Source organism: Janthinobacterium sp. SUN211 (genome assembly GCF_030587315.1).
Lineage (GTDB): Bacteria > Pseudomonadota > Gammaproteobacteria > Burkholderiales > Burkholderiaceae_D > Janthinobacterium > Janthinobacterium kumbetense.
Genome location: NZ_JAPWIC010000006.1, coordinates 121,811 through 147,211, shown reverse-complemented (window position 1 = coordinate 147,211; position 25,401 = coordinate 121,811). Strand labels below are relative to the sequence as shown.

General features: G+C 65.3%; 22 protein-coding genes and 1 pseudogene. 11 read left to right on the top strand and 12 right to left on the bottom strand.

All coding sequences use genetic code 11. The features are described from left to right. Positions 1 to 3: 3 nt before the first annotated feature. Positions 4 to 1,434: an MBOAT family protein gene (locus O3301_RS20505; protein WP_289913021.1), complete on the top strand. Its 1,431-nt coding sequence runs from the start codon at positions 4 to 6 to the stop codon at positions 1,432 to 1,434. Then, positions 1,421 to 2,476, top strand: coding sequence for a hypothetical protein (locus O3301_RS20500; protein ID WP_305057337.1), 1,056 nt, complete (start codon positions 1,421 to 1,423; stop codon positions 2,474 to 2,476). The genes O3301_RS20505 and O3301_RS20500 overlap by 14 nt, the downstream gene beginning before the upstream one ends. On the opposite strand, the pseudogene O3301_RS28595 reads toward O3301_RS20500, so the two are convergent. The 3 genes and pseudogenes from O3301_RS28595 to O3301_RS20490 form a co-directional block, all read right to left on the bottom strand. Next, positions 2,473 to 2,559 (bottom strand): annotated as a pseudogene (locus O3301_RS28595) (GNAT family N-acetyltransferase); the annotation flags it as partial. The gene O3301_RS20500 and the pseudogene O3301_RS28595 sit on opposite strands and share 4 nt — an antisense overlap. Before the next feature lie 8 nt (positions 2,560 to 2,567). Further along, entirely contained in the window at positions 2,568 to 3,146 is a 579-nt protein-coding gene (locus O3301_RS20495) for an NnrU family protein (protein WP_305057336.1), read from the bottom strand. Positions 3,147 to 3,214: 68 nt separating this feature from the next. Then, entirely contained in the window at positions 3,215 to 3,607 is a 393-nt protein-coding gene (locus tag O3301_RS20490) for an Imm10 family immunity protein (protein ID WP_289917520.1), read from the bottom strand. Between the two features lie 147 nt (positions 3,608 to 3,754). On the opposite strand from O3301_RS20490, the gene O3301_RS20485 reads away from it, so the two are divergent. The 3 genes from O3301_RS20485 to O3301_RS20475 all read left to right on the top strand — a co-directional run bounded on the left by O3301_RS20485 (position 3,755) and on the right by O3301_RS20475 (position 5,490). Further along, positions 3,755 to 4,171 carry a GNAT family N-acetyltransferase gene (locus O3301_RS20485; RefSeq protein ID WP_289917522.1) on the top strand — a complete coding sequence of 139 codons (417 nt, stop codon included), beginning with the start codon at positions 3,755 to 3,757 and terminating at the stop codon, positions 4,169 to 4,171. Between the two features lie 7 nt (positions 4,172 to 4,178). Continuing rightward, positions 4,179 to 4,925 (top strand): M56 family metallopeptidase, encoded by a 747-nt coding sequence (locus tag O3301_RS20480; protein WP_305057335.1) that lies wholly within the window; start codon positions 4,179 to 4,181, stop codon positions 4,923 to 4,925. Between the two features lie 64 nt (positions 4,926 to 4,989). Continuing rightward, positions 4,990 to 5,490 carry a hypothetical protein gene (locus O3301_RS20475; protein WP_034780522.1) on the top strand — a complete coding sequence of 167 codons (501 nt, stop codon included), beginning with the start codon at positions 4,990 to 4,992 and terminating at the stop codon, positions 5,488 to 5,490. Between the two features lie 3 nt (positions 5,491 to 5,493). On the opposite strand, the gene O3301_RS20470 is transcribed toward O3301_RS20475, so the two are convergent. After that, positions 5,494 to 6,300 carry a class I SAM-dependent methyltransferase gene (locus tag O3301_RS20470; RefSeq protein WP_305054108.1) on the bottom strand — a complete coding sequence of 269 codons (807 nt, stop codon included), beginning with the start codon at positions 6,298 to 6,300 and terminating at the stop codon, positions 5,494 to 5,496. A 297-nt stretch (positions 6,301 to 6,597) separates the two neighbouring features. Between O3301_RS20470 and O3301_RS20465 the strand changes: the two genes are divergently transcribed. From O3301_RS20465 to O3301_RS20450, 4 genes are all read left to right on the top strand, one after another. Then, entirely contained in the window at positions 6,598 to 9,951 is a 3,354-nt protein-coding gene (locus O3301_RS20465; RefSeq protein WP_305054109.1) for an MHYT domain-containing protein, read from the top strand. Beyond that, the gene (locus tag O3301_RS20460; RefSeq protein ID WP_305054110.1) at positions 9,948 to 10,961 is read left to right on the top strand and encodes a two-component system response regulator; all 1,014 of its coding nucleotides are present in this window, start codon (positions 9,948 to 9,950) and stop codon (positions 10,959 to 10,961) included. The genes O3301_RS20465 and O3301_RS20460 overlap by 4 nt, the downstream gene beginning before the upstream one ends. A gap of 312 nt (positions 10,962 to 11,273) precedes the next feature. Continuing rightward, complete coding sequence (locus O3301_RS20455) at positions 11,274 to 12,110, top strand: universal stress protein (protein ID WP_305057334.1); 837 nt, start codon at positions 11,274 to 11,276, stop codon at positions 12,108 to 12,110. Positions 12,111 to 12,179: 69 nt separating this feature from the next. After that, positions 12,180 to 13,049, top strand: a complete 870-nt coding sequence (locus O3301_RS20450) for a hypothetical protein (RefSeq protein ID WP_305057333.1) — start codon at positions 12,180 to 12,182, stop codon at positions 13,047 to 13,049. 53 nt (positions 13,050 to 13,102) lie between these two features. On the opposite strand, the gene O3301_RS20445 is transcribed toward O3301_RS20450, so the two are convergent. The 4 genes from O3301_RS20445 to O3301_RS20430 all read right to left on the bottom strand — a co-directional run bounded on the left by O3301_RS20445 (position 13,103) and on the right by O3301_RS20430 (position 17,787). Continuing rightward, a complete protein-coding gene (locus O3301_RS20445; protein WP_099666388.1) occupies positions 13,103 to 15,421 on the bottom strand; it encodes an NADP-dependent malic enzyme in 2,319 nt (772 codons plus the stop codon). Between the two features lie 192 nt (positions 15,422 to 15,613). Continuing rightward, positions 15,614 to 15,982, bottom strand: coding sequence for a hypothetical protein (locus O3301_RS20440; protein ID WP_305057332.1), 369 nt, complete (start codon positions 15,980 to 15,982; stop codon positions 15,614 to 15,616). Further along, entirely contained in the window at positions 15,966 to 16,559 is a 594-nt protein-coding gene (locus O3301_RS20435; RefSeq protein ID WP_305057331.1) for an SMI1/KNR4 family protein, read from the bottom strand. Before O3301_RS20435 ends, O3301_RS20440 begins: the two co-directional genes overlap by 17 nt. Positions 16,560 to 16,599: 40 nt before the next feature. Continuing rightward, positions 16,600 to 17,787 (bottom strand): MFS transporter, encoded by a 1,188-nt coding sequence (locus O3301_RS20430; protein WP_305057330.1) that lies wholly within the window; start codon positions 17,785 to 17,787, stop codon positions 16,600 to 16,602. 125 nt (positions 17,788 to 17,912) lie between these two features. On the opposite strand from O3301_RS20430, the gene O3301_RS20425 reads away from it, so the two are divergent. Further along, on the top strand, positions 17,913 to 18,434 hold the full coding sequence (locus O3301_RS20425; RefSeq protein WP_099668348.1) for a MarR family winged helix-turn-helix transcriptional regulator: 522 nt from the start codon (positions 17,913 to 17,915) through the stop codon (positions 18,432 to 18,434). A 2-nt stretch (positions 18,435 to 18,436) separates the two neighbouring features. On the opposite strand, the gene O3301_RS20420 is transcribed toward O3301_RS20425, so the two are convergent. Then, positions 18,437 to 19,030 (bottom strand): hypothetical protein, encoded by a 594-nt coding sequence (locus tag O3301_RS20420; protein ID WP_305057329.1) that lies wholly within the window; start codon positions 19,028 to 19,030, stop codon positions 18,437 to 18,439. Between the two features lie 88 nt (positions 19,031 to 19,118). Between O3301_RS20420 and thiL the strand changes: the two genes are divergently transcribed. Further along, entirely contained in the window at positions 19,119 to 20,099 is a 981-nt protein-coding gene (gene thiL, locus O3301_RS20415; protein WP_305057328.1) for a thiamine-phosphate kinase, read from the top strand. A 3-nt stretch (positions 20,100 to 20,102) separates the two neighbouring features. On the opposite strand, the gene O3301_RS20410 is transcribed toward thiL, so the two are convergent. The 3 genes from O3301_RS20410 to O3301_RS20400 are packed head-to-tail and all read right to left on the bottom strand — an operon-like array spanning position 20,103 to position 25,324. Then, the gene (locus tag O3301_RS20410) at positions 20,103 to 22,679 is read right to left on the bottom strand and encodes an EAL domain-containing protein (RefSeq protein WP_305057327.1); all 2,577 of its coding nucleotides are present in this window, start codon (positions 22,677 to 22,679) and stop codon (positions 20,103 to 20,105) included. Next, positions 22,676 to 24,706 carry an ATP-binding protein gene (locus O3301_RS20405; protein WP_289900163.1) on the bottom strand — a complete coding sequence of 677 codons (2,031 nt, stop codon included), beginning with the start codon at positions 24,704 to 24,706 and terminating at the stop codon, positions 22,676 to 22,678. Before O3301_RS20405 ends, O3301_RS20410 begins: the two co-directional genes overlap by 4 nt. Continuing rightward, entirely contained in the window at positions 24,707 to 25,324 is a 618-nt protein-coding gene (locus tag O3301_RS20400; RefSeq protein ID WP_305057326.1) for a YfiR family protein, read from the bottom strand. Positions 25,325 to 25,401: the final 77 nt, after the last annotated feature.

The window sequence follows — 25,401 nt, the reverse complement described above, 5'->3', positions numbered from 1 at the left end:
ACGATGAGTTTTACCTCGTACTGGTTTGCCTTCGCCTTCCTGCCCCTGTCCGCGTATGGCTATCGCCAATTGCTGTCGACAAGCCATTTCAAGCTGCTGCTGCCGCTGCTGATCTCGCTGGCCTTTTATTACCTCAACGATGCGCACAACCTGCTGCTGTTTTGTGCGTCGATGGGCGCCAACTGGCTGCTTGCGGGCGTCATCGGCAGGAGCCGCGGGAAAACCCGCTACCTGGCGCTGGCCATTGCGGGCAATTTATGTTTTCTCGCGTTTTATAAATATGCGACATTCTTCACCGTGCCCGGCACGGCGATTCCCGCTTTGCCACTGGGCATCTCGTATTTTACATTTACGCAAATCGCCTTCCTGGTCGATACGGCGCGGGGGCAGGCCCGCGGCACCAATCCGCTCGAATACGCGCTCTTCGTGGCCTGGTTTCCCCACTTGCCTGCCGGCCCCCTGCTGTCGCACAAGGACATGCTGCCGCAATTCCTGGGCGCGCCGGGCACGTCGTCGGCCTTGCATCCGGCGCCGCGCGACTATGCCGTCGGCCTCACCCTGTTTGCCATGGGCCTGTTCAAGAAATCCTGCGTCGCACCCATTTTTCACCACGCCCAGGGCGACGTTTTCCTACGCGCGGGACAAGGCGACCCCATCGGCCTCGTCGAGACCTGGATCGCCTGCCTGGGTTTCCTGTTTGAAACATACTATGATTTTTGCGGCTATTCGGAAATGGCCATGGGCATCAGCCGCATGTTCGGCATCCACCTGCCCGTCAATTTCCATGCCCCGTTCAAGTCGTCCAGCCCGGTCGAATTCTGGACGCGCTGGCATGTGACCCTGGGTGCCTTCATGCGCGACTACCTGTATCGGCCCCTGACCAGGAAACGCCAGGTATGGCGGCATTACGCAGCCCTGTTCGTGGTGATGATGGCTGTCGCCATCTGGCATGGCGCCACCATTCCACTGCTGATCTTTGGCGTTTACCAAGGACTGCTCGTCACGGGCAACCACGCCTTGCGGCGCTGGAATCTGGTGTCGCGCAAGGGCGGCAAGCTGCAGCACTGGGCTGGCAGGACCTTCACGCTGGCGGCCATCGGCTTTTCCGTCAGCCTGTGGGCCACGCCCGACTGGCAGGAGGCACGGCACGTCATTCTCGGCTTGCTGGGTGCCGGACAGGCAAGCGCCTGGCCTGGAGGTTTTTTCGGCATCACCGCCATCCTCGCCGCCGTGGCATTTAACTGGTCTGCCCCCTCCCTGATCGACCTGATGGCGAAAGAACTCCCCGCCTGGAGCGTGCAACTGAAAAAATCCACGACCAGCTCGTTGGCCTGGAAACCCAGCCTGGCGTGGGCGGTAGCAGTCGCAGTCGCGCTGTGCCTGGCGCTCATCAATTTGTCCGCTGTCAAAGAGTTCAAATATGCAGGGTTTTAATCAAGACATCCCCATCGCGCGCTTTTTCGCCTGCGTTTTTTTCATTGCGCTCGGATTCGCGCTCCTTATTGCCGGACTCGTTTTTATCGTCGATCCCTATGCCATCTGGCGGCACCAGTCGAGCCATAAGATCAATACCATCAGACTGGAGATTCCTAACAGCAGCCAGACAAGCGCGGCTGTATTGCGCAGCACGCTGAACCCGCCTGACGTGTTGATTCTTGGTTCTTCCCGGGTACGGCGTGGTTTCAACGAAACGCTCGCCTCCAGCTTATACGGCGGCAACGTTCAAGTGGCTGGCATCGATGCCCTGCCGCTATCAACAGCCAAGGATCTGTTTTTCATCCTTAGCCAAGAGGCACACATTCGAAGGCTGTATTTGGAAGTCAATTACCTCACATCCAATGCCTGCGAAACGAAAAATGAAAATGCGGTGACAAAAAATGAGCTCGACTTGCCGTTTCATTATCTGTCGCCCGAGAATGCCGTCATATACAGCCTAAGAACGCTGAAAATAAATCTGTTCCCTCCGCGCTCCTTCGACAGCTATTTTGACAAACAAGGACGTTACTATGACGATCCTGCCAAAGGGGCTACACGTGCAGGGGGAGCGCAGGCACATGAGTCGCGCTTTAAGCAGCTATTCAAGACGATTGCAAGCGCTTGTCAAAATCATGCAAACAATGCCGCCGATGCCAGGGATTTGACGGCCATCTTCCATCTCGCGCAAACCAGGCAGATAGAAGTTATTTTGCTGATTTTGCCTGTTAGCGAAAAATGGCAAACACGTATCCACCAGGCCGGACTCGTGCCTCAAGCCGCGCAGTGGAAAAGAGAGGTTTCCCTGCTCGCATCGCAATTCCATGTGCCTTTGCTTGACTATGAGCTGCGCAACGATGAAAGTGACCAATCTGACAATGCCCCTCCTTCCATGCCCATGTTTTGGGATGAAACGCACTTCTCAAACCGCCTGGGCGACCAGCTGTTACACGATATGCTGGACGCCAGCGGCCGCTCTTCCATCCGGTCAAAAATCCCTTAACACCCCAGCCTGCCCTCCAGCCCCGCTTTCACCGCCTCCCACTCCGTATCGATAATGCTGAAACGCACGGAATTGCGCTTGCGCCATCCGCCTATCCAAACGGCCGTACGCCAAACAGCACGCCGTGCAGCCAGAACGCCAGCAGCAGCCACAGCGCACAGCCCGCGCCGACCGCGATCAGGGTGCCTGCCATGGTGCCGCCCTCGTACGCCACGCCGGCCGCGCGGTCGCGTTGCACGGCGGCATACAGATCGACTGACGACCAGACGAGAAAGCCGCCGAACAGCAGCACGTCGGCCACGTTGCCGTTGGCCAGCAGATGCGCCACGGCCCAGAATTGCGTGCCCAGCAGCATGGGGTGGTGCACCAGGGTCTTGATTCGGTTGCGCGGCACATTGGCCGCCGCCAATAAAATCAGCGAGAACAGCATCAGCAGGGCACTGATGTGGCGCAAGCCCACGGGCGGCGACCACAGCACTTGCGGCTGCTGGCGCGCCAGGGCGTAGCCCCAGATGATCAGGCCCAGCCCCACGAACGCCACGAGCGAATACAGGCCCTTCCAGCGCTTTTCGCCAAGGCGCGCCAGCTGGGCGCTGCGCCAGCCGTCGGCGACGATGCGCACCGAGTGCAAGCCCAGGAACAGCAGCAAACCGAGTATCAGCACCGTCATCGTCCACTCCCCAGTCCATATCCTCTATCCAGAATACCCGACATCATGGCCGGTGCCGTCCACGCAGATCAACGTTCTTCGCGATAGTAGTCGCAGCCCTCGAACGTGGTCCGCAGCGCCTGCTGCAGCTGGGCGTAGCGCTCGGGCGTCAAATTGAAACGCACGTCGATCTGGCCGTCGTCGTCCATCTGCATGGCGGCCTCGGCATCCATCTGCACGGACAGGCGGTTCGGATGCAGGATCACGGCGTGCATGTGGCCGTACCAGGCAAATTCCTGGCCGCCATATTCGATGTAGGGCTCGTCCATGCCCATGGCCACGTCCTGCTCGTCATACTGGTCGGCGCGCTGCAGCATCAGGTAGACGGGCTCGCCTTTGCCGACTGGCGCGGCCAGGGTGGTGATCAGGGCGTCGTCTTCATTGATGACGGACAACTCGGTGGCGGTAAATCCTGCGGACATGGCGTGCTTTCAACAAATATGGGGATGGCGCCACCATAGCGCAAAAGCGGCACGGACGACATAGGGCGCGATGAATAAAGCCTGCCGTCACGAAAATCCATCGCCGCCTATAATTGCCGCTCCAAACTATTTCTACAGGAGACCGCCTTGACCGCAGCATCGCCCTACACCACCCGCCTGGCCATCCCGTCCATCGCCACCTACCAGCACCTGCGCGTCGCCGCCGGCCTGAGCGCGAAAACCACGGATGCCGCGGCCCGGGGCTTGCCGAATTCCCTGTTTGCTGTGCAAGTGCTGCATGGCGATGAGGTGGTGGGCATGGGCCGCATCATCGGCGATGGCGGCTGTTTCTTCCAGGTCGTCGATATCGCCGTGCTGCCGGCCCACCAGGGCAAGGGATTGGGCAAGCTGATCATGCGCGAAATCCGCCAGTTCATCGATCGCGACGTGCCGGAAAGCGCGTATGTCAGCCTGATCGCCGATGGCCAGGCGCAAGACCTGTATGCGCAGTTCGGTTTCAAGCACACGGCGCCCGCCTCCGTCGGCATGGCGCTGAAGCGCTAGGCGCCCGATGCCGGCCTGGTTGCTGTGCACCATGACGCTGGCGCTGCTGTTGAGCGCCGCCGCCTGGCGCGCCGAGCGCGCGCAGCAAAGGCGCGGGCGCGCGACGCGCTGGCTGTGGCTGGCGGCCATCGCCGCGTCCGCCATCGTGCCCCTGGCATGGCTGCCCGGCGTGCTGGCGGCCATGCCGGCGGAACAGGCGCAGCTGAAACTGGGCTGGTTCATGCTATCGAGCGGCATGTTGCTGCTGCTGGCGCTGCGCAGCGTCTGGCTGCTGTCGCACCAGCGCCGCTGGCAGAAAACATCGTTGCTGGGCACGCCCGTATACTTGAGTGGCGGCATCGGTCCCTGCGTGGCGGGACTGCTGCGGCCGCGCATCGTGATGCCCGTCTGGCTGCGACTGATTTCGTCCCAGCAACAGGCGCTGCTGCTGGCGCACGCCCAATGCCGGCTGGCCGCGCGCGACCCGCAGCTGCTGGCCCTGGCGTACGCCTTGATTATTCTCATGCCGTGGAATGTGCCCCTGTGGTGGCAGCTGCACCGGCTGCGCTTTGCCATCGAAGTCGATTGCGACGCGCGCATGCTGGCGCAGGGCCACGCGCTGCGCGACTATGCCATCGTGCTGCGCCAGCACGGCCAGTATTATTCGGGGCTGACGGGCGCCTCGCCCATCGTGCTGAACGACCCGCGCGCACTGCGCCGGCGCCGCCGCCTGATGGCCAGATTTACCCGGAACCGGGCGGCGAACTTGCTATAGTAGCGGCAACGCCGCGCAATGCGCCCGCGCCACCGGCTTCCCCTTCAGAAATCAGAGAGATACCATGCTTTACCTGCTTGCCATCGTGATCGTCATCGCCCTGCTGTACTACGTCTTCAGCGGCCGCACGCCCGCCAAACCGCTGCACAAGCCGCTCATGTCGGTGCGCCAGTACGTGCCGGCGATTCCTGCGGGCGCACCCGCGCATCACTGGACCGATGAGGGGCGCTTTGCGTCGGAAGTGGAAAACGAATCGATGTACCAGCCCGCCATCGCCAAACTGGCCGGCGAGCATGGTCCCGGCAATGCGGAAGAGAAATGCCTGGCCCTGCTCGTCTGCGACGATGCCAACCCGTTCCAGGACAAGGCCATCGCCGTCTTCATCGATGGCCAGCTGGTCGGCTACCTGTCGCACAACGACGCGCTGCGCCTGCGCCGCAACCTGGGCCGCATGGACCTGGTGGGCCAGCTGACCTCGTGCGACGCCGTCATCCGCGGCGGCGGACTGTGGAATGGCAAGCGCCTGTCATACGCCGTCTGGCTGGACTTGCAGCCCTACAACTAAACGCTATCCCGCGCGCGCCAGCCTGACGGCGCGCGTGGCGATAAAGCTGGGCAGGTATTTTTCAATTTCAAAGCGCGGGTGGGGATGCATTTCCTCGTGGTAACCCGCCAGCACGAAGCCCGCCGCCAGCTGGCCGCCGATCTGGCTGTCCAGGCCGTGGCCGAAGATCAGTGCCTCGCCCCTTTCCATGCGCGCCGCCAGCGCATCGGCATCCATATCCGCCACGTCCGAATACGGCAGCACGAAACGCGGCCGTATCAAGCCCTGTTTTGCCCATTGCGGGTCGCGGTCGCCGATGAACACGGCCGGGTTGAAGAAGCTGCTCAACAGCACGCCAGCGTCCGCCAGCACGCGCGCGCATTCGCGCCACACGGAGGCGATATCGGGCACGTACTGGTTCGACACGGGATGGACGATGACATCGAAGCTGGCGTCGGCGAAGCAGGCCAGGTCGCGCATGTCGCCCTGCACGGTGGCCAGTTGCAAGCCGTCGCGCTCGGCCACCATGCGGTCTTGCGCCAGTTGCTGCTCAGACAGATCAAAGACGGTCACATGCGCGCCGGCGGCCGCCAGCACGGGCGCCTGTTGCCCGCCGGCGCCGGCCAGGCACAGGATGCGCTTGCCACGCACGTCATCCAGCCAACCGGCCGGCAAGGGGCCGGGCGTCAGGTGGATGAGCCACTGTCCGGCGCGCGCCGCCGCGATGGTGGCGCTGTCGACGGGCTGCGACCACGGACTGTTCCGGGCCGCCTGGGCATCCCAGGCTTGCTGATTATGCCGCAAGAAGTTGTTACCTAAAGGCATCGTCATCCTTTCAGAAAAAAGCAGGACGCGAATGTAGCATGACACAAGGCAAGGCGTCGCACTTTGCAAAAAAACCACACAATTCCTGATGGAAACTTCTTCGCCCGCACCGCCATTCCCTTGGTGCGGCGAGGCCTGCGCCCCGCTTTTCCGCCTGCGCACGGCTTGCACGACAGAGAAAATAATTACAAATAAGATATTTGTTTCCAGAAATCTGGTAAGGTCATTTGCATCGGCCACCCGCAGCGATGGCCGGCCCCGATCCTGTTTTCAGCGCCACGACGCTCTATTTGCCTGCCCACGATGATACCTGCCAGCGTCCAGCACCTTTTCCACCTGCCCGCCGATCCGGCCCAGCTGCACCACGGCCAGCATGCGCCGGGCCTGGTGCTGCTGTCGCTCGTGATCGCCATTTTCACGTCGTGGATGGCCTTCCAGATGACGGCGTACAGCCGCGCGCAGGCGAGCATCAGCCGCCGCTTGCACTTGCTGTGCCTGCTGGCCGGCAGCCTGGCGCTGGGCTGCGGCGTGTGGGCCATGCATTTCATCGGCATGCTGGCCTTCGAGCTGGGCACCAGCGTCGCCTACGATCCGGGCCTGACCTTGCTGTCCATCGTGCCCAGCGTGGCGGCCTCGTTCGTGGCCCTGGCCACCATCAGCCGGCGCGCCGTCACGGCGCCGCTGCTGCTCAGGAGCGGCTTGCTGGTGGGCCTGGGCATCGGCGCCATGCATTACACGGGCATGCACGCCATGCGCATGGGCCTGTCGCTGCGCTACGAGCCGCTGCTGTTCGCGCTGTCGCTCGTCGTTGCCGTGGCGCTGGCCACCGTGGCCCTGTGGATACGCTTCGGCCTGCGCGGCTGGAGCGGCCGCGTGTCTGCCTCGCGGCGCACCTTGATCAGCGCCGGCGTCATGGGTTGCGCGATTGCCGGGATGCATTACATGGGCATGCAAGCCGCCCGCTTCGTGGGGACGATTCCCCCAGGCAATGATGCCGATGCCAACCGGCCCATGCTGGTGATCAGCGTGACCCTGCTGACCATCGCCCTGACGATCCTCGTCGCTTCGGCCGTGGGCATCTTGCGCTACCGCGAACTGTTTCGCCACCTGAACCAGAGCGAACACTGGACGCGCTCGCTGTTGACGAGCACGGTCGACGGCGTCATCACCATCGACCGGCATGGCGGCATCGTCGACTTCAACGGCGCCGCCGAGCGCATCCTCGGCTGGCGGGCGGCGGAAATTGTCGGCCGCCACGTCAGCCTGCTGGTCAGCGACGTGCGCCAGTCGGAACAGCAGGGCCTGCTGCACTACCTGCGCACGGGCGAAGGCGAGGCGGTCCACACCAGCGAGGAAATCGTCTACCTGCGCAAGGATGGGGTGCCGGTCGCCGTGCAGCGCTCGATGGCCAGCGCGCGCCTGGCCGACCAGGATTTATATGTGCTGTTCATTACGGACATCAGCGAACGGCGCGCCATGCTGGCCGCCCTGCGCGAAAGCGAGCAGCAGTTGCGCTCGCTGATCGGCAATCTGCCCGGCATCGCCTTTCGCTGCACCACGGCGGAAAACCAGCCCATGCTGTTCATCAGCGATGGCGTGGAAGGGGTCACCGGCTATCCGCCCGCCGACTTTCTCGGCGCCGCTCCGCGCCGCACCATCACGGGCCTGATCGCCAGCGAAGAGCGCGCCTACGTCATCGACGTCTTCAACCGCAGCGTCGCCAGCGGCGAGCCCTACCTGCTCGAATACCGGCTGCTGCATGCGGACGGCACGGCGCGCTGGCTGTGGGAGCGGGGCACCGTCGTGCACGACGCGGCAGGCGCCGTGCGCTGGGTCGACGGCGTCATCCTCGACATCAGCGAACGGCGGCAAATGGAGGAAGACTTGCGCATGGCCAAGGAAAAAGCGGAGCTGGCGGCCGCCACGCGGGCCAGCTTCGTCGCCAACATGAGCCATGAAATCCGCACGCCGATGAATTCCATCCTCGGCTTTACCGATGTGCTGCTCGACTCGCCGCTGGCGCCCGAGCAGCGGCGCCACCTCGATACCGTACGCCAGTCCGGCCGCTCGCTGTTGCGCCTGCTCAACGAAGTGCTCGATACTGCCAAGCTGGACAAGGGCGCCGTGGCGCTGGAATTGCGCGACTACAGCCTGCTGGCGCTGGTCGACGAACTGGCGTCCACGTATGGCATCCATGCGCGCGCCAAGGGTTTGCGCATGGAGGTGCAGTACGACCCGCAACTGCCGGCCATGCTGCATGGCGACGAATTGCGCATGCGGCAAGTGCTGGGCAACCTGCTCGACAACGCCATCAAGTTCACGCCCGGCGGCGTCGTCAGCCTGGCGGCGCGCCGCGACGATGGCCAGCTGCACCTGCTGGTGCAGGACAGCGGCATCGGCATCCCCGCGGAACGGCGCGACGCCATTTTTGATCCCTTCGTGCAAGCGGACGCCTCGACCACGCGGCGCTTCGGCGGCACGGGCCTGGGCACCACCATCAGCCGGCAGCTGGTGACCCTGATGCAGGGGCGCATCTGGGCCGATGCCGCCTTGCCGCACGGCAGCGTGTTCCACGTCATGCTGCCCTTGCTGCCGGCGCGCCAGGCGGCGCTGCCCGCCAGCGAACGGCGCAGCGTGCGCCTGCCGCCCCTGCGCGTGCTGGCCGCCGACGACGTGCCGCAAAACCTGGAACTGCTGAGCTTACTGCTGGGCAAGCGTGGCCACACGGTGGTCACGGCCGGCGATGGCGCGCAAGCCTTGCAACTGGCGCAGCAGGATGACTTCGACGTGCTGCTGCTGGACTTGCAAATGCCACACATGGATGGCCTGGCCGCCACGCAAGCCATCCGTGCCGCCGCCCTGCGCGACGGACGCCCGCGCGTGCCCGTGATCGCCATGACGGCCAGCGTGCTCGAAGCGCACCGCAAGGCGGCGCGGGCGGCCGGCATGGACGGTTTTGCCACCAAGCCCGTCGAATGGCAGGCGCTGGCGCTGGAAATCGCGCGCGTGCTGGGCCTGGCGGCGGACCCGGCCGACGATAGCCTCGCACCGCCGCCCGCTGGCGGACGGGTGCTGCACCATGCGGGCGCCCTGCAGCGCTGGGCCGGCAACGACAGCGCCTACCGCGCGGCGCTGGCCCGTTTCGGACGCGAGCATCCGCGCCTGCCGCCCGCCCTGCTGGCCGCCATCGAAGCGCGCGACCACGCGGCGCTCTTGTCGCACAGCCACCAACTGCGCGGCGTGGCCGCCAACCTGGGACTGGAGCAACTGGCCGCCAGCCTGGCGGCGCTGGAGCAATGCTGCGCCGGTCCCGGTCCCGCCACGGCGCAGCAGCTCGACGAAATCCTGGGCGCCCTGCTGACGCAATGGCCGGCGGCCTTGGCTGCCATCGCCCGGCTGGCGCCGCCTGCCTTGCCGGCGGCAACGGCGGCGGCGGCCATCGACGTGCCCGCCGTCCGGCAAGCGGCCAGTGCCCTGTTAAGCGCCTTGCGGCGCGGCGAACTCGATGACGCGGCGCAAGCACAGTTGCAGCACGCCATGGGCGCGCAAGCGGACGAGCTGACGCCGCTGCTGCATGCCATCGACGACTTTGATTTCCCCCTGGCACAGTCGCTGCTGCACGACTTGCTGCACACCTACGCCCCGGAGTCCCCATGAATGCACCAGCCAGGCCCGTGATTCTCATCGTCGACGATGAGGCGGCCAATTTGCAATTGCTGCGCCAGATCTTGCAGAACGACTATGCGCTGCTGTTCGCCAAGGATGGCGCGCGGGCGCTGGCACTGGCGCAGCAGGAGCGCCCGGCCCTGATCCTGCTCGACGTGATGATGCCCGGCATGAGCGGCCACGACGCCTGCCGCCAGCTGAAGGCCGCGCCGCTGACGGCCGCCATCCCCGTCATTTTCGTCACGGCCCTGAACGACATGCGCGACGAACTGAGCGGTTTTGAGGCGGGTGCCGTCGATTACATCACCAAGCCGCTCAGCCCCGCCATCGTGCGCGCCCGCGTGCGCACGCACCTGTCGCTGGTGCGCATCGATGAATTGAAGGAAACGCGGCTGCAGATCGTCCAGCGCCTGGGCCTGGCGGCCGAATACAAGGACAATGAAACAGGCTTGCACGTGATCCGCATGAGCCATTACGCGCGCCTGCTGGGCGTGGCCGCCGGCATGGACGAGGCCGCCGCGGACGACCTGCTGCACGCGGCGCCCATGCACGACGTGGGCAAGATCGGCATCCCCGACCGCATCCTGCAAAAGCCGGGCAAGCTCGACGCGGACGAGTGGAGCATCATGCAGACGCACGCGCGCATCGGCGGCGACATCATCGGCGAACATGCGGAAGGCGGCATGCTGGCGCTGGCGCGCGCCATCGCCGTGTCGCACCATGAAAAATGGGATGGCAGCGGTTACCCGAACGGCTTGGCAGGCGAAGCGATCCCGCTGGCGGGGCGCATCGTCGCCGTGGCGGACGTGTTCGACGCGCTGACCTCGGTGCGCCCGTACAAGCGCGCGTGGTCGGTGACGGACGCCGTGGGCTATCTGCAAGCGCAACAAGGCAGCCATTTCGATGCGCGGCTGGTCGACCTGTTTGTCGGGGAATTGCCCGCCATCGACGCCATCCGGCTGCGCTGGGCAGAGAAAGCGGAACACCACGCGCCCGCTTGAAGAGTGAACTCCCGCCACGGCCAGCGTTGTTGCGTCACACAAGCAAGTGCCGGACAGATGGCGCCGGCGCCGATGCAGACCACTGGAGGGGCCAGGAGTTCAATGCCATTATGGCTGGCGGCGGGGCAGGCATTTTGATGCACATCAAACAGCTTGCACTTTCCTGGCTGCGCACTTGCAGATGGCCCTGGCCTCTCTTTTTTTGACTTACATCAAGCCCAGCATAAGAAAAGCCCCGGCCAGCACGGCAATGCTGGACTTGCCCGTGTTGCCGTTCTAGCCTTGTTGCCATCCTGACTACCGAGTGACAACATGGCTTACAAATCCATCCTCGTCCACGCCGACCTGTCGCGCCATGCGCCGCAGCGCATCGCCATCGCGGCGCGGCTGGCGCACGCGCACCAGGCGCACCTGATCGGCGCCGCCATGACGGGCATGTCGCGCTTTACCCTGGAAAACAACCGCGGCATGCGCGGCGGCGCCGTGGCGGCGCAGATTTCAGCCTTGCATGGGCAGGCGGAACAGGCGCTGGACCAGTTCGAGACGCTGGCGCGCCAGGCCGGCGGCGCCTCGCTCGAGCGCCGCCTGATCGAAGACGATGAGGATGGCGGCATGGCCGTCAGCGCCCGCTACAGCGATCTGACCGTGCTGAGCCAGCACGACGCCAGCGAAGCCTTGCCCGGCGCCATGAGCGACCTGGTGCCCTACGTGATGCTGAACGCGGCCCGTCCCGTGCTGATCGTGCCGCGCAGCGGCCAGTTCGCACAGGTGGACAACACGGTCGTGGTGGCCTGGGATGGCGGCATGGAAGCGACGCGCGCCATCGGCCACGCCTTGCCCCTCTTGCGCGCGGCGCGCCTGGTGGTGCTGGCCCTGCTGCATCCGCCGGTCGGCCACGCGCAGCCGGCGCGCCATCCGGGCGCCGACATCGCCGCCTACCTGAGCCGCCATGGCGTGCCCGTCGAAGTGCGCCCCGCCGTCGCCACGGGCGACATCGGCGCGGCGCTGCTGGCCATGGCCGCCGAAGTGCATGCGGACTTGCTGGTGATGGGCGGCTACGGCCACGCGCGCTTCCGCGAAATCCTGCTGGGCGGCGTGACGGAAACCGTGCTGCGCCAGATGACCTTGCCGGTGCTGATGGCGCACTGACACCAAGCGCGCTCCATGTCGTTGCACAATGGGTATACTTGCCTGTTTATCCATATCAAAGCAATGTACATGAACCAACAACTCGTCAATTGGGGCAATAGCCTGGCGCCGTTCGGCGGCGAACTGCTGTGGACCGCCCTGCCGTGGATGCTGCTGTGCAGCGCGGCCGGCTTCGTGCTGGCGCTCGGCATCTGCTACCAGCTGGCCAGAAAATGCCTGCTGGTGCGCCGTCCCCGCGCCTGGCATGTGGCCGCCAAGCTCAGCTATGTGCTGATCCTGCTCGCGCTGCCGCTCCTCGGTGCCGGGTTTGGCGCCGTGCACAGCGTGCACCGCGTGGTCAACCAGGCCCTCGAGCGCGACTTGCAGCCTGTGGTCGAAGCGCAGATGCCGGCGCTGCGCGTCTACCTGGAACAGCAGGTCAAGCTGATCGCCCCGGGCCAGCCCATCAGCGTGCGCAGCCTGCTCGAACCGTTCGTGCAAGGCATGTATTACCAGCCCACATCGAGCAGCTACTGGGAACGCAGCAAGGCGCGCTGGATCAATGAATTCATTCTGCGCCGCGGCAGCGTGCTGCTGACGCAGGTGCTGCAGGAACAGCTGATCGCCAGGGTCGGCCTGCTCGGCGAAGCGCTCAAGGGCGCCAACTTCCGTGGCCAGGCGACTGGCGAGCTGGCCGCGCTGGGCACCGACCTGGCCGTGCGCCTGACCACCGACGTGGCGCGCCATGCCGACTTCAGCAAACTCGACAAGTCAGTGCCGATGATTTTCATCGACGCCATCAAACGGCAAGCCGGCGCCTATTTCAATTCGCTCAAGATCACGCTGGGCCTGTTCGCGCTGGCGGCGCTGCTGCTGGTATGGGGCGAGATCATGCTGTACCGCCATTACTACCTGCGCCGCCATCCGCCCGCCGCGGCCCTGCCCGTGTCGCCCATGTAAAAAAAGCCGCGCCTCCTTGCGGATGGCGCGGCTTTCAGGCGGCAGCTAAACCCTTAGGCTTTGCGCTGCGCCACGGCGTCGACGACGCACAGGGCCGTCATGTTGACGATGCGGCGCACGGTGGCCGATGGCGTCAGGATGTGCACGGGCTTGGCGCAACCGAGCAGGATCGGACCGACGGCGATGCCGTTGCCGGCGGCCGTCTTCACCAGGTTGTAGGCGATGTTGGCCGATTCGATGTTCGGCATGACGAGCAGGTTGGCGTCGTTCTTCAGTGCCGAATTCGGCATGATTTTTTGACGCAGCTTGCTGTCGAGGGCCGTATCGCCGTGCATTTCGCCGTCGATTTCCAGGTCCGGCGCGCGTTCCTTGATGATGGCCAGCGCGGCGCGCATCTTTTGCGCCGAGGCGCTGTCGCTGGAACCGAAGTTCGAGTGCGACAGCAGGGCCGCGCGCGGCGACAGGCCGAAACGGGTCATCTCTTCGGCGGCCATGATGGTGATCTCGGCCAACTGGTCCGCGTCCGGGTTTTCATTGACGTGCGTGTCGACCATCACCAGCTGGCGTTCCGGCATGATCAGCACGTTCATGGCAGCGTAGACATTGCTGCCGGCGCGCTTGCCCAGCACCTGGTCGATGTATTTCAGGTGCAGCTGGGTGGTGCCGAAGGTGCCGCAGATCATGCCGTCGGCGTCGCCCTTGTGGATCATCATCGAACCGATCAGGGTGTGACGGCGGCGCATTTCCAGTTTAGCGTATTCCTCGGTGACGCCTTTGCGGCTCGTCATGGCGTAGTACGTATTCCAGTAATCGCGATAGCGCTCGTCGAAGTCCGGGTTGATGACGTCGAAGTCGACGCCTTGCTTGAGGCGCAGGCCGAACTTCTGGATGCGCGCTTCGAGCACCGGTGGGCGGCCGACCAGGATGGGACGCGCCAGTTTTTCATCGACCACCACTTGCACGGCGCGCAGCACGCGCTCTTCTTCGCCTTCGGCGTAGACGATGCGTTTGAGTTCGGCCGGCGTGGATTTGGCCATCAGGAACAGCGGCTTCATGAAGGTGCCGCTGCGGTAGACGAATTGCTGCAGACTGTCCGCGTACGCTTGCAAGTCCTTGATCGGACGCGTGGCCACGCCCGAATCCTCGGCCGCCTTGGCGACCGCCGGCGCGATCTTGATCAGCAAACGCGGATCGAACGGCATCGGAATCAGGTATTCAGGACCGAACGACAGGTTGCTGATGCCGTAGGTGGTGGCCACGATGTCGGACTGCTCGGCATGCGCCAGGTCGGCGATCGCGTGCACGACGGCGATTTCCATCTCGCGCGTGATGGTGGTGGCGCCGCAATCGAGGGCGCCGCGGAAGATGTACGGGAAGCACAGCACGTTGTTGACCTGGTTCGGATAGTCCGAACGGCCCGTGGCGATGATGGCGTCGCTGCGCACGGCCTTGACTTCTTCCGGCAGGATTTCCGGATTCGGGTTGGCCAGCGCCAGGATCAGCGGGTTCGGCGCCATCTTGCGCACCATGTCTTGCTTCAGCACGCCGCCGGCGGACACACCGAGGAAGATGTCCGCGTCCGGGATGATCTCGGCCAGCGTGCGCAGCGGCGTATCTTGCGCGAAGCGTTCCTTGTCCGGGTCCATCAGTTCCGTGCGGCCCTTGTAGACGACGCCGGCCAGGTCGGTGACGTAGATGTTTTTCAGCGGGAAGCCCAGGTCGACGATCAGGTCCAGGCAGGCCAGCGCCGCAGCGCCCGCGCCCGACACGACCAGCTTGCAATCCTCGATTTTCTTGCCGACGGCTTTCAAGCCGTTCAGGATGGCCGCGCCGACGATGATGGCGGTGCCGTGCTGGTCGTCATGGAAGACGGGAATCTTCATGCGGTCGCGCAGCTGGCGCTCGATGTAGAAGCACTCGGGCGCCTTGATGTCTTCCAGGTTCACGCCGCCGAAGGTCGGTTCCAGCGAAGCGATGATGTCGACCAGCTTGTCCGGGTCCATCTCGTTGATCTCGATGTCGAAGACGTCGATACCGGCGAACTTCTTGAACAGCACGCCCTTGCCTTCCATCACCGGCTTGGCGGCCAGCGGGCCGATATTGCCCAGTCCCAGCACGGCCGTGCCGTTGGTGATGACGGCCACCAGGTTGCCGCGCGCCGTATATTTATAGGCATTCGCCGGATCGATGACGATTTCTTCGCAGGGAGCGGCCACGCCTGGCGAGTAGGCCAGCGCCAGGTCGCGCTGGTTGGTCAGTTGTTTGGTCGGCGTCACGCTGATTTTGCCGGGGCGCGGGCACTCGTGATACTCGAGTGCGGCCAAGCGCAATTGTTGACGCAATTCTTCTTTTTTATCAGATGACGAATCCATGCTGTGCTGCCTTCCTGTTTGGTCGATCGGGTGTTCCGGATTTTATCAGACCGATTCTTTCAATTAGCTAGGTATTTTCCGCTAGCCACAGTCTGATATCACGAAAACGCATAACCTAGCATTGTAAGGCCGTGCGGCGGCACAAACGTCCTGAACAGGAAAAACTATCAAATTTTAGATTTCAATTAGTTTTTATGATGGAATATCGGCGGCGCACCAAAGCGGCAGCGCGGCGACGGCGCGCTCGATATCGTCCATGTCGTCCGCGCCCAGGGTGCCGTCGAACGGCGCGGACAAAATGCGGCGCATCAGCGCCAGGCGCGTCGTCGCTTGCTGCGCGTCGATGAAGCGCGTTGTCTCCGCGCAATACTGCGCGCGGCGCAGGGCATCGGCGCCGTCATCGTCGCCGTCGGGATAATAATGGCGGCCGATGTGATGCAGCGACTGCAGCAGGAATTCGATCTCGCGCAGGATGCGCAGCGCATCCTCGCCGGACAGCACGATGCGGCGGTTGGCGGGCAGCAGGGACGGCGGCGCGGCCCGGTTATTCAAAATTTTCATCGGTCAGGAAGGCATACTCGTCATCGATCAGCATCTGCAGATAAGCGTCGAAGCTGTCGGCGATGACCACGTAGCTGTCGGGATCGTGCAGGAAGCGCACCACCTGCCCCACATTGCCCGACGCCGTGGGCGTGAAATCGATATACAGCCGGGACGAGCCGCCATTGTTCATGCAATGCGAAAAACACAGGCGCTGGCCCTGCCGGATGCCGGCGTCGATGCGGGCGTCGACGATGCCGGGATCGTCGTCCAGATAATGGCCGTAGATGTCGGCGATGCTGCGCTGGTTCGCCTGCCCATCCTTGAGGATCTGCTCGACGGAGCTCAGGTAATACGGATACTCGAACACGTCCGACCCCAGCATGTACACCAGCACCATGCCGCCCGCATACTCCTGATAATAGGTGCCGTTGTACTGGCCCAGCAAGCGCAGCAGGCTGTCCGGGCACAGCGGATACGTTTCGCGCAGGCTGGCCAGTTGCGCCGCGCTGGCGCCGCTGGCCAGCGCCAGCTCCGCCAGCGGCTCGGGCGGCATGGCCTGGCGCAAGCCTGCCAAATAATGGTCGACGATGTTCATGGGCGAAATATAGCAGCTGCCGGCACCCGGCAAGCGCACGCTAACGCGACGGGGCCAGATGAGCACCGGGCGCGAAGCGCACGGCGATCAGCAGCAAGACCACGACGCCGGCGGCCATCACCATCCACGCCTGCGCCAGGCTGGACGAATGCTGGCGGATCAGGCCGGCAATGAAGGGCATGCTGCTGGCGATGATGTAGCCGCCGCCCTGCACGAATCCCAGCAGGGCACCGGCGCCGGCCGGGTCCGTCACATGGTCCATGCTGACGATCAGCGACAGGGGGAACAGGGCGCCGATGCCGCAGCCCAGGAATATCACGGCGGGCAGCGCCAGTTGCGCGGGCGCCACGATCAGGCAAGCCAGGCCGGCCAGCACGGCCAGCAGGACGGACAGCAGCAGGATGCGGCGGTCGGGAAAGCGGTGGATGACGCTGGAAAGCACCAGTCCCGCCAGCACTTCCACCAGGGTCAGGGCGCCCAGCAGCAAGCCGCTGTCGGCCGCGCTCCAGCCCAGTTCCGTATAAAACGGCGGCAGCCAGGCCAGCACCAGCGTGTAGGCGCCCGTGCCGATGCCGAAAAACACCATCAGCAGCCAGGCGCGGCCACTGCCCACGGGCAGGCTGGCGCCGCCGCCGCCGGCCACGTCCACGCGCGAAGCCGATGCGCGGCGCCACAGCAGCGCGGCCGCCACGGCGGGCAGCGCCCACAGGGCCAGCAGCGCCTGCCACCCCAGCGACTGCGCCAGGGGCGAAGCGGAGGCGGCGGCAATGGCCGCGCCGCCCATGATGCCCGTCGTATAAAAGCCCATCAGCTGCCCTGCCCGCGCGGGGAAATGGCGCTTGATGAAGGCGGGCAGCAGCGCCTGCACCAGCGCGATGCCCAGGCCGCCCAGGGCCGCCGTGGCGATCAGGCCGCCGCTGCCGTGCAGGGGCCAGCGCAGCGCGCAGGCGCAGGCGATGATGGCGATGCCGATGCCGATGCCGCGCGCCACGCCCAGGCGCCGCTGCAGCTGCGCGCCCAGCAAGGCGCACACGCCCATGGCGAACACGGGCACGGTGGTGAGCAAGCCCGCGTCAGCATTGCTGAGGCCCGTGCCGGCCTGGATGCTGTCCAGCAAGGGGCCGATGGCGGCCAGGATGGGCCGCAGGTTCAGGCCCAGCAGGATGATGGCGGCCACCACCAGGGCGGACGAGGGAAGCGGGGAAGAGACGGGGCGTTCGGATGGCATGGGAGAGTAGTCCTTGCCTCGCTGGGAGGCACATGGTTTAATGCGTCATATAAAATAACTCGATGAAAAGTATCTTAACATAAAGATAGAAATGTATCTTGATGTCGAGATAAATGGATGGCACCATGACAGATACCCCGCAAGAACACACGCGCGCGCAATTTGCCGCCGCACAATGGCAGCGCGAACTGCCGCAGATGGATACGAACGCCATGCAGCTGGTGGGCCAGCTGGGCACGGTGGCGCAGCTGATGGCGCGCGACTGGCTCAACCCCCTGTTTGCGGAACACGGCTTGCAGCCGGGCGAATTCGACGTGCTGGCCACCCTGCGCCGCTCCGGCGCGCCATATGCGCTGACGCCGACGGCCCTGTATGAGGCGGCCATGCTGTCCTCGGGCGGCATGACCAACCGCATCGACCGCCTGGAAGCGGCCGGCCTGATCGAACGCCGGAAGCATCCGACGGACCGGCGCGGCGTGCTGGTGGCCCTGACGCAAAGGGGATTGGAATTGATTGAAAGGCTGGTGCTGTTGCACGTGGACAACGAGCGCGCGATGCTCTCGGCTTTGAACTCGGACGAGCAGCGCCAGCTCGACCAGTTGCTGGCCAAGCTGCTGCACGGCATGGCGCAGGCGAAGAAAGTTTAAGTTTAGGAAAGCAGGCGCGCCAGCTCGCGCAGGGCCGCATGGCCGCGCCGGGCTTGGCGCTGCAATTCTTCCGGCGCACAGTGTCCATACAGGGCCTGGACGTGGCCCTCGCTGGCGGCGCGCAGGTCGAGTTCGCCCGCACCGGGATCGGGCAACTGCCCCTCGACCAGGGTCAGGAAATAATGGCGGGGCGCGCCATGCAGGTTGGTCGCGAACTGCAGCACCAGGCCGCTGTCGAACAGCAGCGCCCCGCTGTGGGCGCCACTTTCCAGCAGCAGCCGGAACGGCGGCAGGGGGCGCCGCGCCGCGCGCAGCACGCTGGCCAGGCGCACTTGATAGCCGAGCTCCAGCCCGTTCGCGTGCAAGCGGCCCTGCTGCAGATACACCTTGAAAGAGGCCTGCACGGCGCGGCCGGCACGGCGGAAGTAACGTTCGTCCTCATACAGGCACAGCTGGCCGCCGTCGCACAGTTCATCAAAGCCGCGCGCCAGCAGTTCCGGCGCCGTAAACGTGTCCAGGCCGACGGCCTGCGGTTCGCGCAGCCAGCCGTCGTCAAGATACGACTGCAGCACGGTGTGGATATCGTGTAGGGGCATAGAAAAATGAACAAGGCTGGCAAAGACGGGCATTGTAGGCCAGCCTATAATAGTGGCGCCACACCCTTACTCAACCTGCAGACGAACCATGGCCCCACACGACGCGCTTTCCGAATTCGACCTGATCAAACAATATTTCGTGCGCCAGCGACCCGGCCGCGCCACCCTGGGCATCGGCGACGATTGCGCGCTGCTCACGCCCGGCGCGGGCAAGCAGATCGCCATCTCCTCGGACATGCTGGTCGAGGACCGGCACTTCTTTGCCGGCGCCGACGCGCGCATGCTCGGCCACAAAAGCCTGGCCGTGAATTTGTCCGACCTGGCCGCCATGGGCGCGCGTCCCGTCGCATTTACTTTGGCCCTGGCCCTGCCGCAGGCGGAACGCGCCTGGCTGGCCGGCTTTGCCGACGGTCTGTTCGCGCTGGCCGACGCCTTTGATTGCGAACTCATCGGCGGCGACACCACCAAGGGCCCCTTAAATATCTGCATCACCGTGTTTGGCGAACTGGCGCCGGGGCAGGCCCTGCGCCGCGGCGCGGCCGTGGCGGGCGACGATATCTGGGTCAGCGGCACCGTGGGCGACGCGCGTCTGGCGCTGGCCGGCTACCGCATGGAACAGGAACTGGCGCCCGCCGACCTGCTGACAGCGGCCGCGCGCATGCACACGCCCACGCCCCGCGTGGCGCTGGGCTGCGCCCTGGCCGAGGCGGGCCTGGCGCATGCGGCCATCGACATCTCGGACGGCCTGGCGGGAGACCTGGGCCACATCTTGAAAGCGTCGCAAGTGGGCGCCACCCTCGACGTCGACGCCCTGCCCGCCGGCCCCGTGCTGGCGCGGCAAGCGGCCAGCGTGCGCCGCCGCTACACGGCCGCCGGCGGCGACGACTATGAACTGTGCTTTACGGCGCCGACATCATCGCGCGAGGCCATCGCCGCCCTGGCGGCAAGCTGCGGCACGCCCGTCACGCGCGTGGGCAGCGTCGAGGCGCAGGCGGGCCTGCGGCTGGTGGATGCAAGGGGGCAGCCGCTCGACCTGCGCTTATCGTCTTTCGACCACTTCAGCGACTAAGTTCTACCGCACCGCCACCCGCGCCAGCCCCGGCTGGTTCACCATCCAGTAGTGCTGGAAGGCCAGGCGGATGTTGTCGCGCAGCTGGGTGTCGTCCCACGGCTTCGTATAAAAACGGTAGATGGCGCCGCGGTTGATCGAATCGAGCACGGCTTCCAGGCCCGTGTAACCGGACAGGATGATGCGGATGGTTTCCGGGTACAGCTCCTTGACCTTACTGAGGAATTCCGTGCCGCTCATGCTGGGCATGCGCTGGTCACAGACGATGACGTGCACGCGGTGCAGGGCCAGCATCTCGAAACCTTCGGCCGGCGTGCTGGCCGTGAGGATGTGATAGCCCTCGGGACGGAACAGGCGGTGCAGCGATGACAGCACGTTGACGTCGTCGTCGACGATGAGCAGGGTTTGCGCCGGCTGCGCGGCCGGGTCGTGGCCGGGCGGCAGGCCGGCGCCGGCCACGATCATCTGCCCCAGTTCCAGCGCCGGCAGGGCGCGGCTGAAATAGAAGCCCTGGATTTCATCGCAGCGGTTGCGCCGCAGGTATTCCAGCTGCGGGCGCGATTCCACGCCCTCGGCCACCACGCTCAGTTTCAGGCTGTGCGCCATGCTGACGATGGCCAGCGCGATGGCCGCGTCGTTCGGGTTGCTGGTGATGTTGCGCACGAAGGCGATGTCGATCTTCAGCTTGTCGATGGGGAAGCGCTGCAGGTAGGCCAGGCTCGAGTAACCGGTGCCGAAATCGTCGATGGCCACCTTCACGCCGATTTTCTTCAGTTTGCCCAGCACGACGATGGTGCGCTCGGCGTTCGACATCAGCGCCGTTTCCGTCAGTTCCAGCTCCAGCAATTCCGGCGCCACGCCGTGCAGCGCCAGCGCCCGCGTCACCTCGCCTTCCAGGTCGCCTTCGGCAAACTGGCGGCTCGACACGTTCACGGCCACGTGCACGGGCCCCACCTCGCTGTCGCGCCACTCGGCGATCTGGCGGCAGGCGGCCTGGATCACCCAGGCGCCCACGCGCACGATCAGGCCCGTGTCTTCCAGCACCGGCACGAATTCGGCCGGCGCCACCAGGCCGTAGCCGGGACGGCGCCAGCGCAGCAGCGCTTCCACGCCGCTGATGCGGCCCGTGCGCAAATCCACCTTGGGCTGGTAGTACAGGATGAACTGCTCGTGTTCGAGCGCATGGCGCAGCGCCAGTTCCAGGTCCAGCCGCGCCAGCACCTGCACGTTCATGCCGGCCGTGAAAAAGCGGTAGCCGTCGCGGCCCGCCTGCTTGGCGCCGCCCATGGCCGTATTCGCGTATTTGATCAGGGTTTCCGGGTCGGTGGCGTCGTCCGGATACATGGCGATGCCGATGCTGGCCGTCAGGGTGGCCGCATGGCCGCGCAAGTCGAATGGCGCGCGCAAGGCTTCGCGCACCTGGTTCGCCACGGCCACGGCTTCCTGCTGGTTGCGGCTCATGGTCAAAATCAACGCGAATTCGTCGTTGCCCAGGCGGCCCACCGTGTCGCGCAGGCGCACGCATTCGACCAGGCGGTTGCTGAACTGGCGCAGCAGTTCGTCGCCCAGCGCCGCGCCCAGGGTGTCGTTGATGCTTTTGAAGCGGTCGAGTGCGATGAACAGCACCACGATGCGCCAGCTTTTTTCCTGCGCCAGTTCGACGGCCTGGGCCAGGGTCTGGTAAAACAGGCTGCGGTTCGGCAGCCCCGTCAAGCCATCGTAATGGGCCAGGTGCTTCAGGCGCTCCTGCGCCTGGCGCCGTTCGCTGATGTCGCGCGCCACGGCGATCAGCAGCAGGCCGCCCGCGCCCTGCCCGCCCGCCACGGGCGCCTGCGCATACCAGTGCCAGCCCAGTTCCACGGGTATCAGGCTCAGGTCGCGCCGCACCAGTTCGCATTCCGTCACTTCCGTGGCCAGGTGCGCCGGGCCGCCCGGCAGCCCGGCCAGCGGCGGGGCCGGCGGCGACGGCAGCAAGGTGCCGGGCGCCAGCGCCAGCAGTTCGGCGCGCGCATAGCCGAGCAGGCGGCACGCGCCATCGTTGACGTCGACCAGGGTCATGCCCAGCACGTCGACGAGGAAGATGGCGTCGGTGGTGGCGTCCATGGCGCCGCGAAAGCGCTGCAGTTCGGCCGTGCGCTGGCTCACCGTGCGTTCGAGCAAGGTGTTGTAGTGGCGCGCGGCGCGGTGCAGCAGCCGCACTTCGAGCATGTTGCGGATGCGCGTGAGCACCTCGAGCGCGTCGAACGGCTTGCTGATGAAGTCGCGCGCCCCCGCTTCCAGCGCCGCCAGCTTGGCGTCCGGGTCGGCGGCGATCACCAGCACGGGCAGATAACCTTCCAGTTCCAGCGGGCGCAAGGCATCCATCACCTCGTAGCCGCTCATGCCGGGCATCGCCAGGTCGAGGATGATCAGGTCGAACTGCTGGCGCTGGTGCAGGCCGGCCACGGCGCGCGCGTCGAGGGTGCTGGTGACGGCCGTGTAGCCGCCGCTCTGCAGCAAATGCTCGAGCAGGCGCAGATTGACTTCCTGGTCGTCGACGATGAGAATTTTCGCCGCGTAGATATCGGCCTGGCTGATCATGGCGCGCCTGTTCCCTTCTGCCGGCGCTGCTGCGCCACGTAAGCCAGGGTGCTGTTGATCGCCTCGGTAAATTCATCGAGGTTGATCGGCTTGGTCAGATAGCGGTAAAAGCCCAGCGCCAGGCTGCGCTCCACGTCGCCCGGCATAGCGTTGGCCGTCAGGGCGATGACGGGAATGTGCGCCGTGCGGGGATCGGCGCGCAGCAGTTTCAGCGCGTCCGTGCCGTTCACGTGCGGCAGGTTGATATCCATCAAAATCAGCTGCGGCAGGTGCGTGCGCGCCATTTCCACGCCCAGGCGGCCATCCGTGGCCGTCAGCAGCTGCAATTGCGGGCAATAGCGCACGATTTCCTCGACCAGGGTCAGGTTGGCGGGATTGTCTTCCACGTACAGCAAGGTCACGGGGGCGCTGTGCTCGAGCAGCGCGCCGGCCAGGTCCGGCCGCGGCAAGGCCAGGGTGGCGGGCGCGGGCAAGGCATCGACCACGCGCAGCTCGATCCAGAACGTGCTGCCCTCGCCGGGCGCGCTGGTCACGCCGATGCTGCCATCCATCAGCTCCACCAGGCGCTTGGTGACCACCAGGCCGATGCCGCTGCCCTCTTCCGTGCCGCCCTCCTGTCCCAGCCGGTTGAAGGGCTGGAACAGCAGCGCCACCTGTTCGCCGTCGAGGCCCACGCCCGTGTCGCGCACGCTGATGCGCACCCGCCCGCCCGCCTGCGGTGCGCAAGCGATGCTCACCTCGCCATGCTCGCGGTTGTACTTGAGCGCATTCGACAGCAGGTTCAACAAGATCTGCTTGAGGCGCGTGCGGTCGGCCAGCACGTTCAGGGGGCAGGCGTCGGGGAAAGCCATGCCGATGCCGCGCTGGCTGGCCAGCGGCGCTATCATGTCGCGGCATTCCTGCAAGATGGCGTCCAGGCCCACCGGTTCGAGCGACAGGCTGACCGTGCCCGATTCCACCTTCGCCAGGTCGAGGATTTCATTGATCAAGGTCAACAGGTGGCGCCCCGATTTCAGGATATGGCCGGCGAACTCCTTCTTTTGCTCCAGGGTCGACGGCAGGCGGTCGGAACTGAGGATTTGCGCGAAGCCAAGGATGGCGTTGAGCGGCGTGCGCAATTCATGGCTCATCGACGACAAAAACGCCGATTTCGCATAGTTGGCGCTGCGTGCCTCTTCCATCGCCATGGCCAGTTCGCCATTCGTCATTTCCAGCTGCACCGTGCGCTCGTGCACGCGCACTTCGAGCTCCTGGTTCAGGCGCATGACTTCCTGCTGCGCCTGGGTGCGCTGCTCGCCTTCGCGCGCCAGCTCGCCGTTCGAGCGCTCCAGCGCCTGCGTGCGCAGCTCGATCTCGGCCAGCATCTTGTTGAAGGAATCGACCAGCTGCGCCACTTCGTCGACGCTGAGCTTGCGCGCGCGGCGCGAATAGTCGCCCGTCTCGATCACTTCGCGCGCCACGTCGGCGATATCGAGGATCGGTTGCGTGATGACGAAATCGAGGCGGCGCAGCAGCAGCAAGGCCACCAGCAGCGCCAGCACCGTCACGCCCAGCGCGATGGCCAGGTAATCGGCCGTGCGGCCGGCCAGCTCGTAGTCGGCGCGCAGATACACGGTGCCCAGCAGTTCGCCATTGTCGACGATGGGCTTGAACAGCTCCACCGAGGTGCCCTGGATGCTTTCGCCTTCCTTGCCCACCTTCGCCGGCAGCTCGCCCACATTCTGGTTCGCGCGGTAGCTGGCGAACAGGCTGCCGTCGGCCTTGTACAGGGCGCCGGCCGTCACGCGCGGGCGGATGCGCATCAGGTTGAGGTTTTCCAGCGCCAGGCGTTCGTCGTCGAAGGCCAGCGCAGCCGAGCTCATGTGCCCCAGCAGCTCGGCCTGGGTACTGATATCGGCCACCAGGTTGCGGTGGTAGGCGCGCAAGTCGTAGACGACGATGGTGCCCAGCGAAATGACGAGGGCCACCAGGGTGGTCAGCAAGACCACCGACATCAGCTTGTGGCGGATGGAGCGCAGTCGTATCATCTAGGCGCCTCCCGTCTGCACGCGGTAAGCGGCCAGCAGCATGCGCGCGCTGATGCGGATATGCGCCTGCGCCACGGGTTTCAGGGCCACGTCGAAGCGCACCTTGTCCTCGGCCATCACAAAATTGATCATGCTGCCCATCGCGTAGACCTCATCCGAATCGGACACCGTCAACAACGCCAGGCCACGGCTGGCGGCCAGCATCTCCTGCAGCGCCGCCTTCTCCAGCGCGCCCAGGTACAGCACGTGCAGCCCGGCCAGCGTTTCGCCGCGGCGCACTTTTTTCACCTGCACGGCGCGGCCGTTGACGCTATGCCCGGCCACGCTCTGTTCGAGCTGCTCGGCCAGCGCATCGGCGCCCGCCACGCCGATCACCAGCGGCGCGTCGGGCCGGGCAAAGCTGCCGTCGGGCCATTCGACAAAGCCGGCAAACTTGTACAGATACGCGGCCTTGACCTGCCGCTCCAGCTCCCCCGGCACCTGTGCCCGCGCCTCCGCGCACAGCACGCCCAACAGCAGCAATAGCCAGCTCCAGCGGTGAGCGCGGCGGCCGGCGCCGCGCGCGGGGTGGCGCAGGGGGCCGGGATGACGCCACCAGGTCCAGTTCAGAATTGCCATGACAACCGAGTAAAGATAATGCATACGAAGGCGCGGCACCATGCCGCTGGCCTGTTCGAGCGATGCGCACCAGGGTG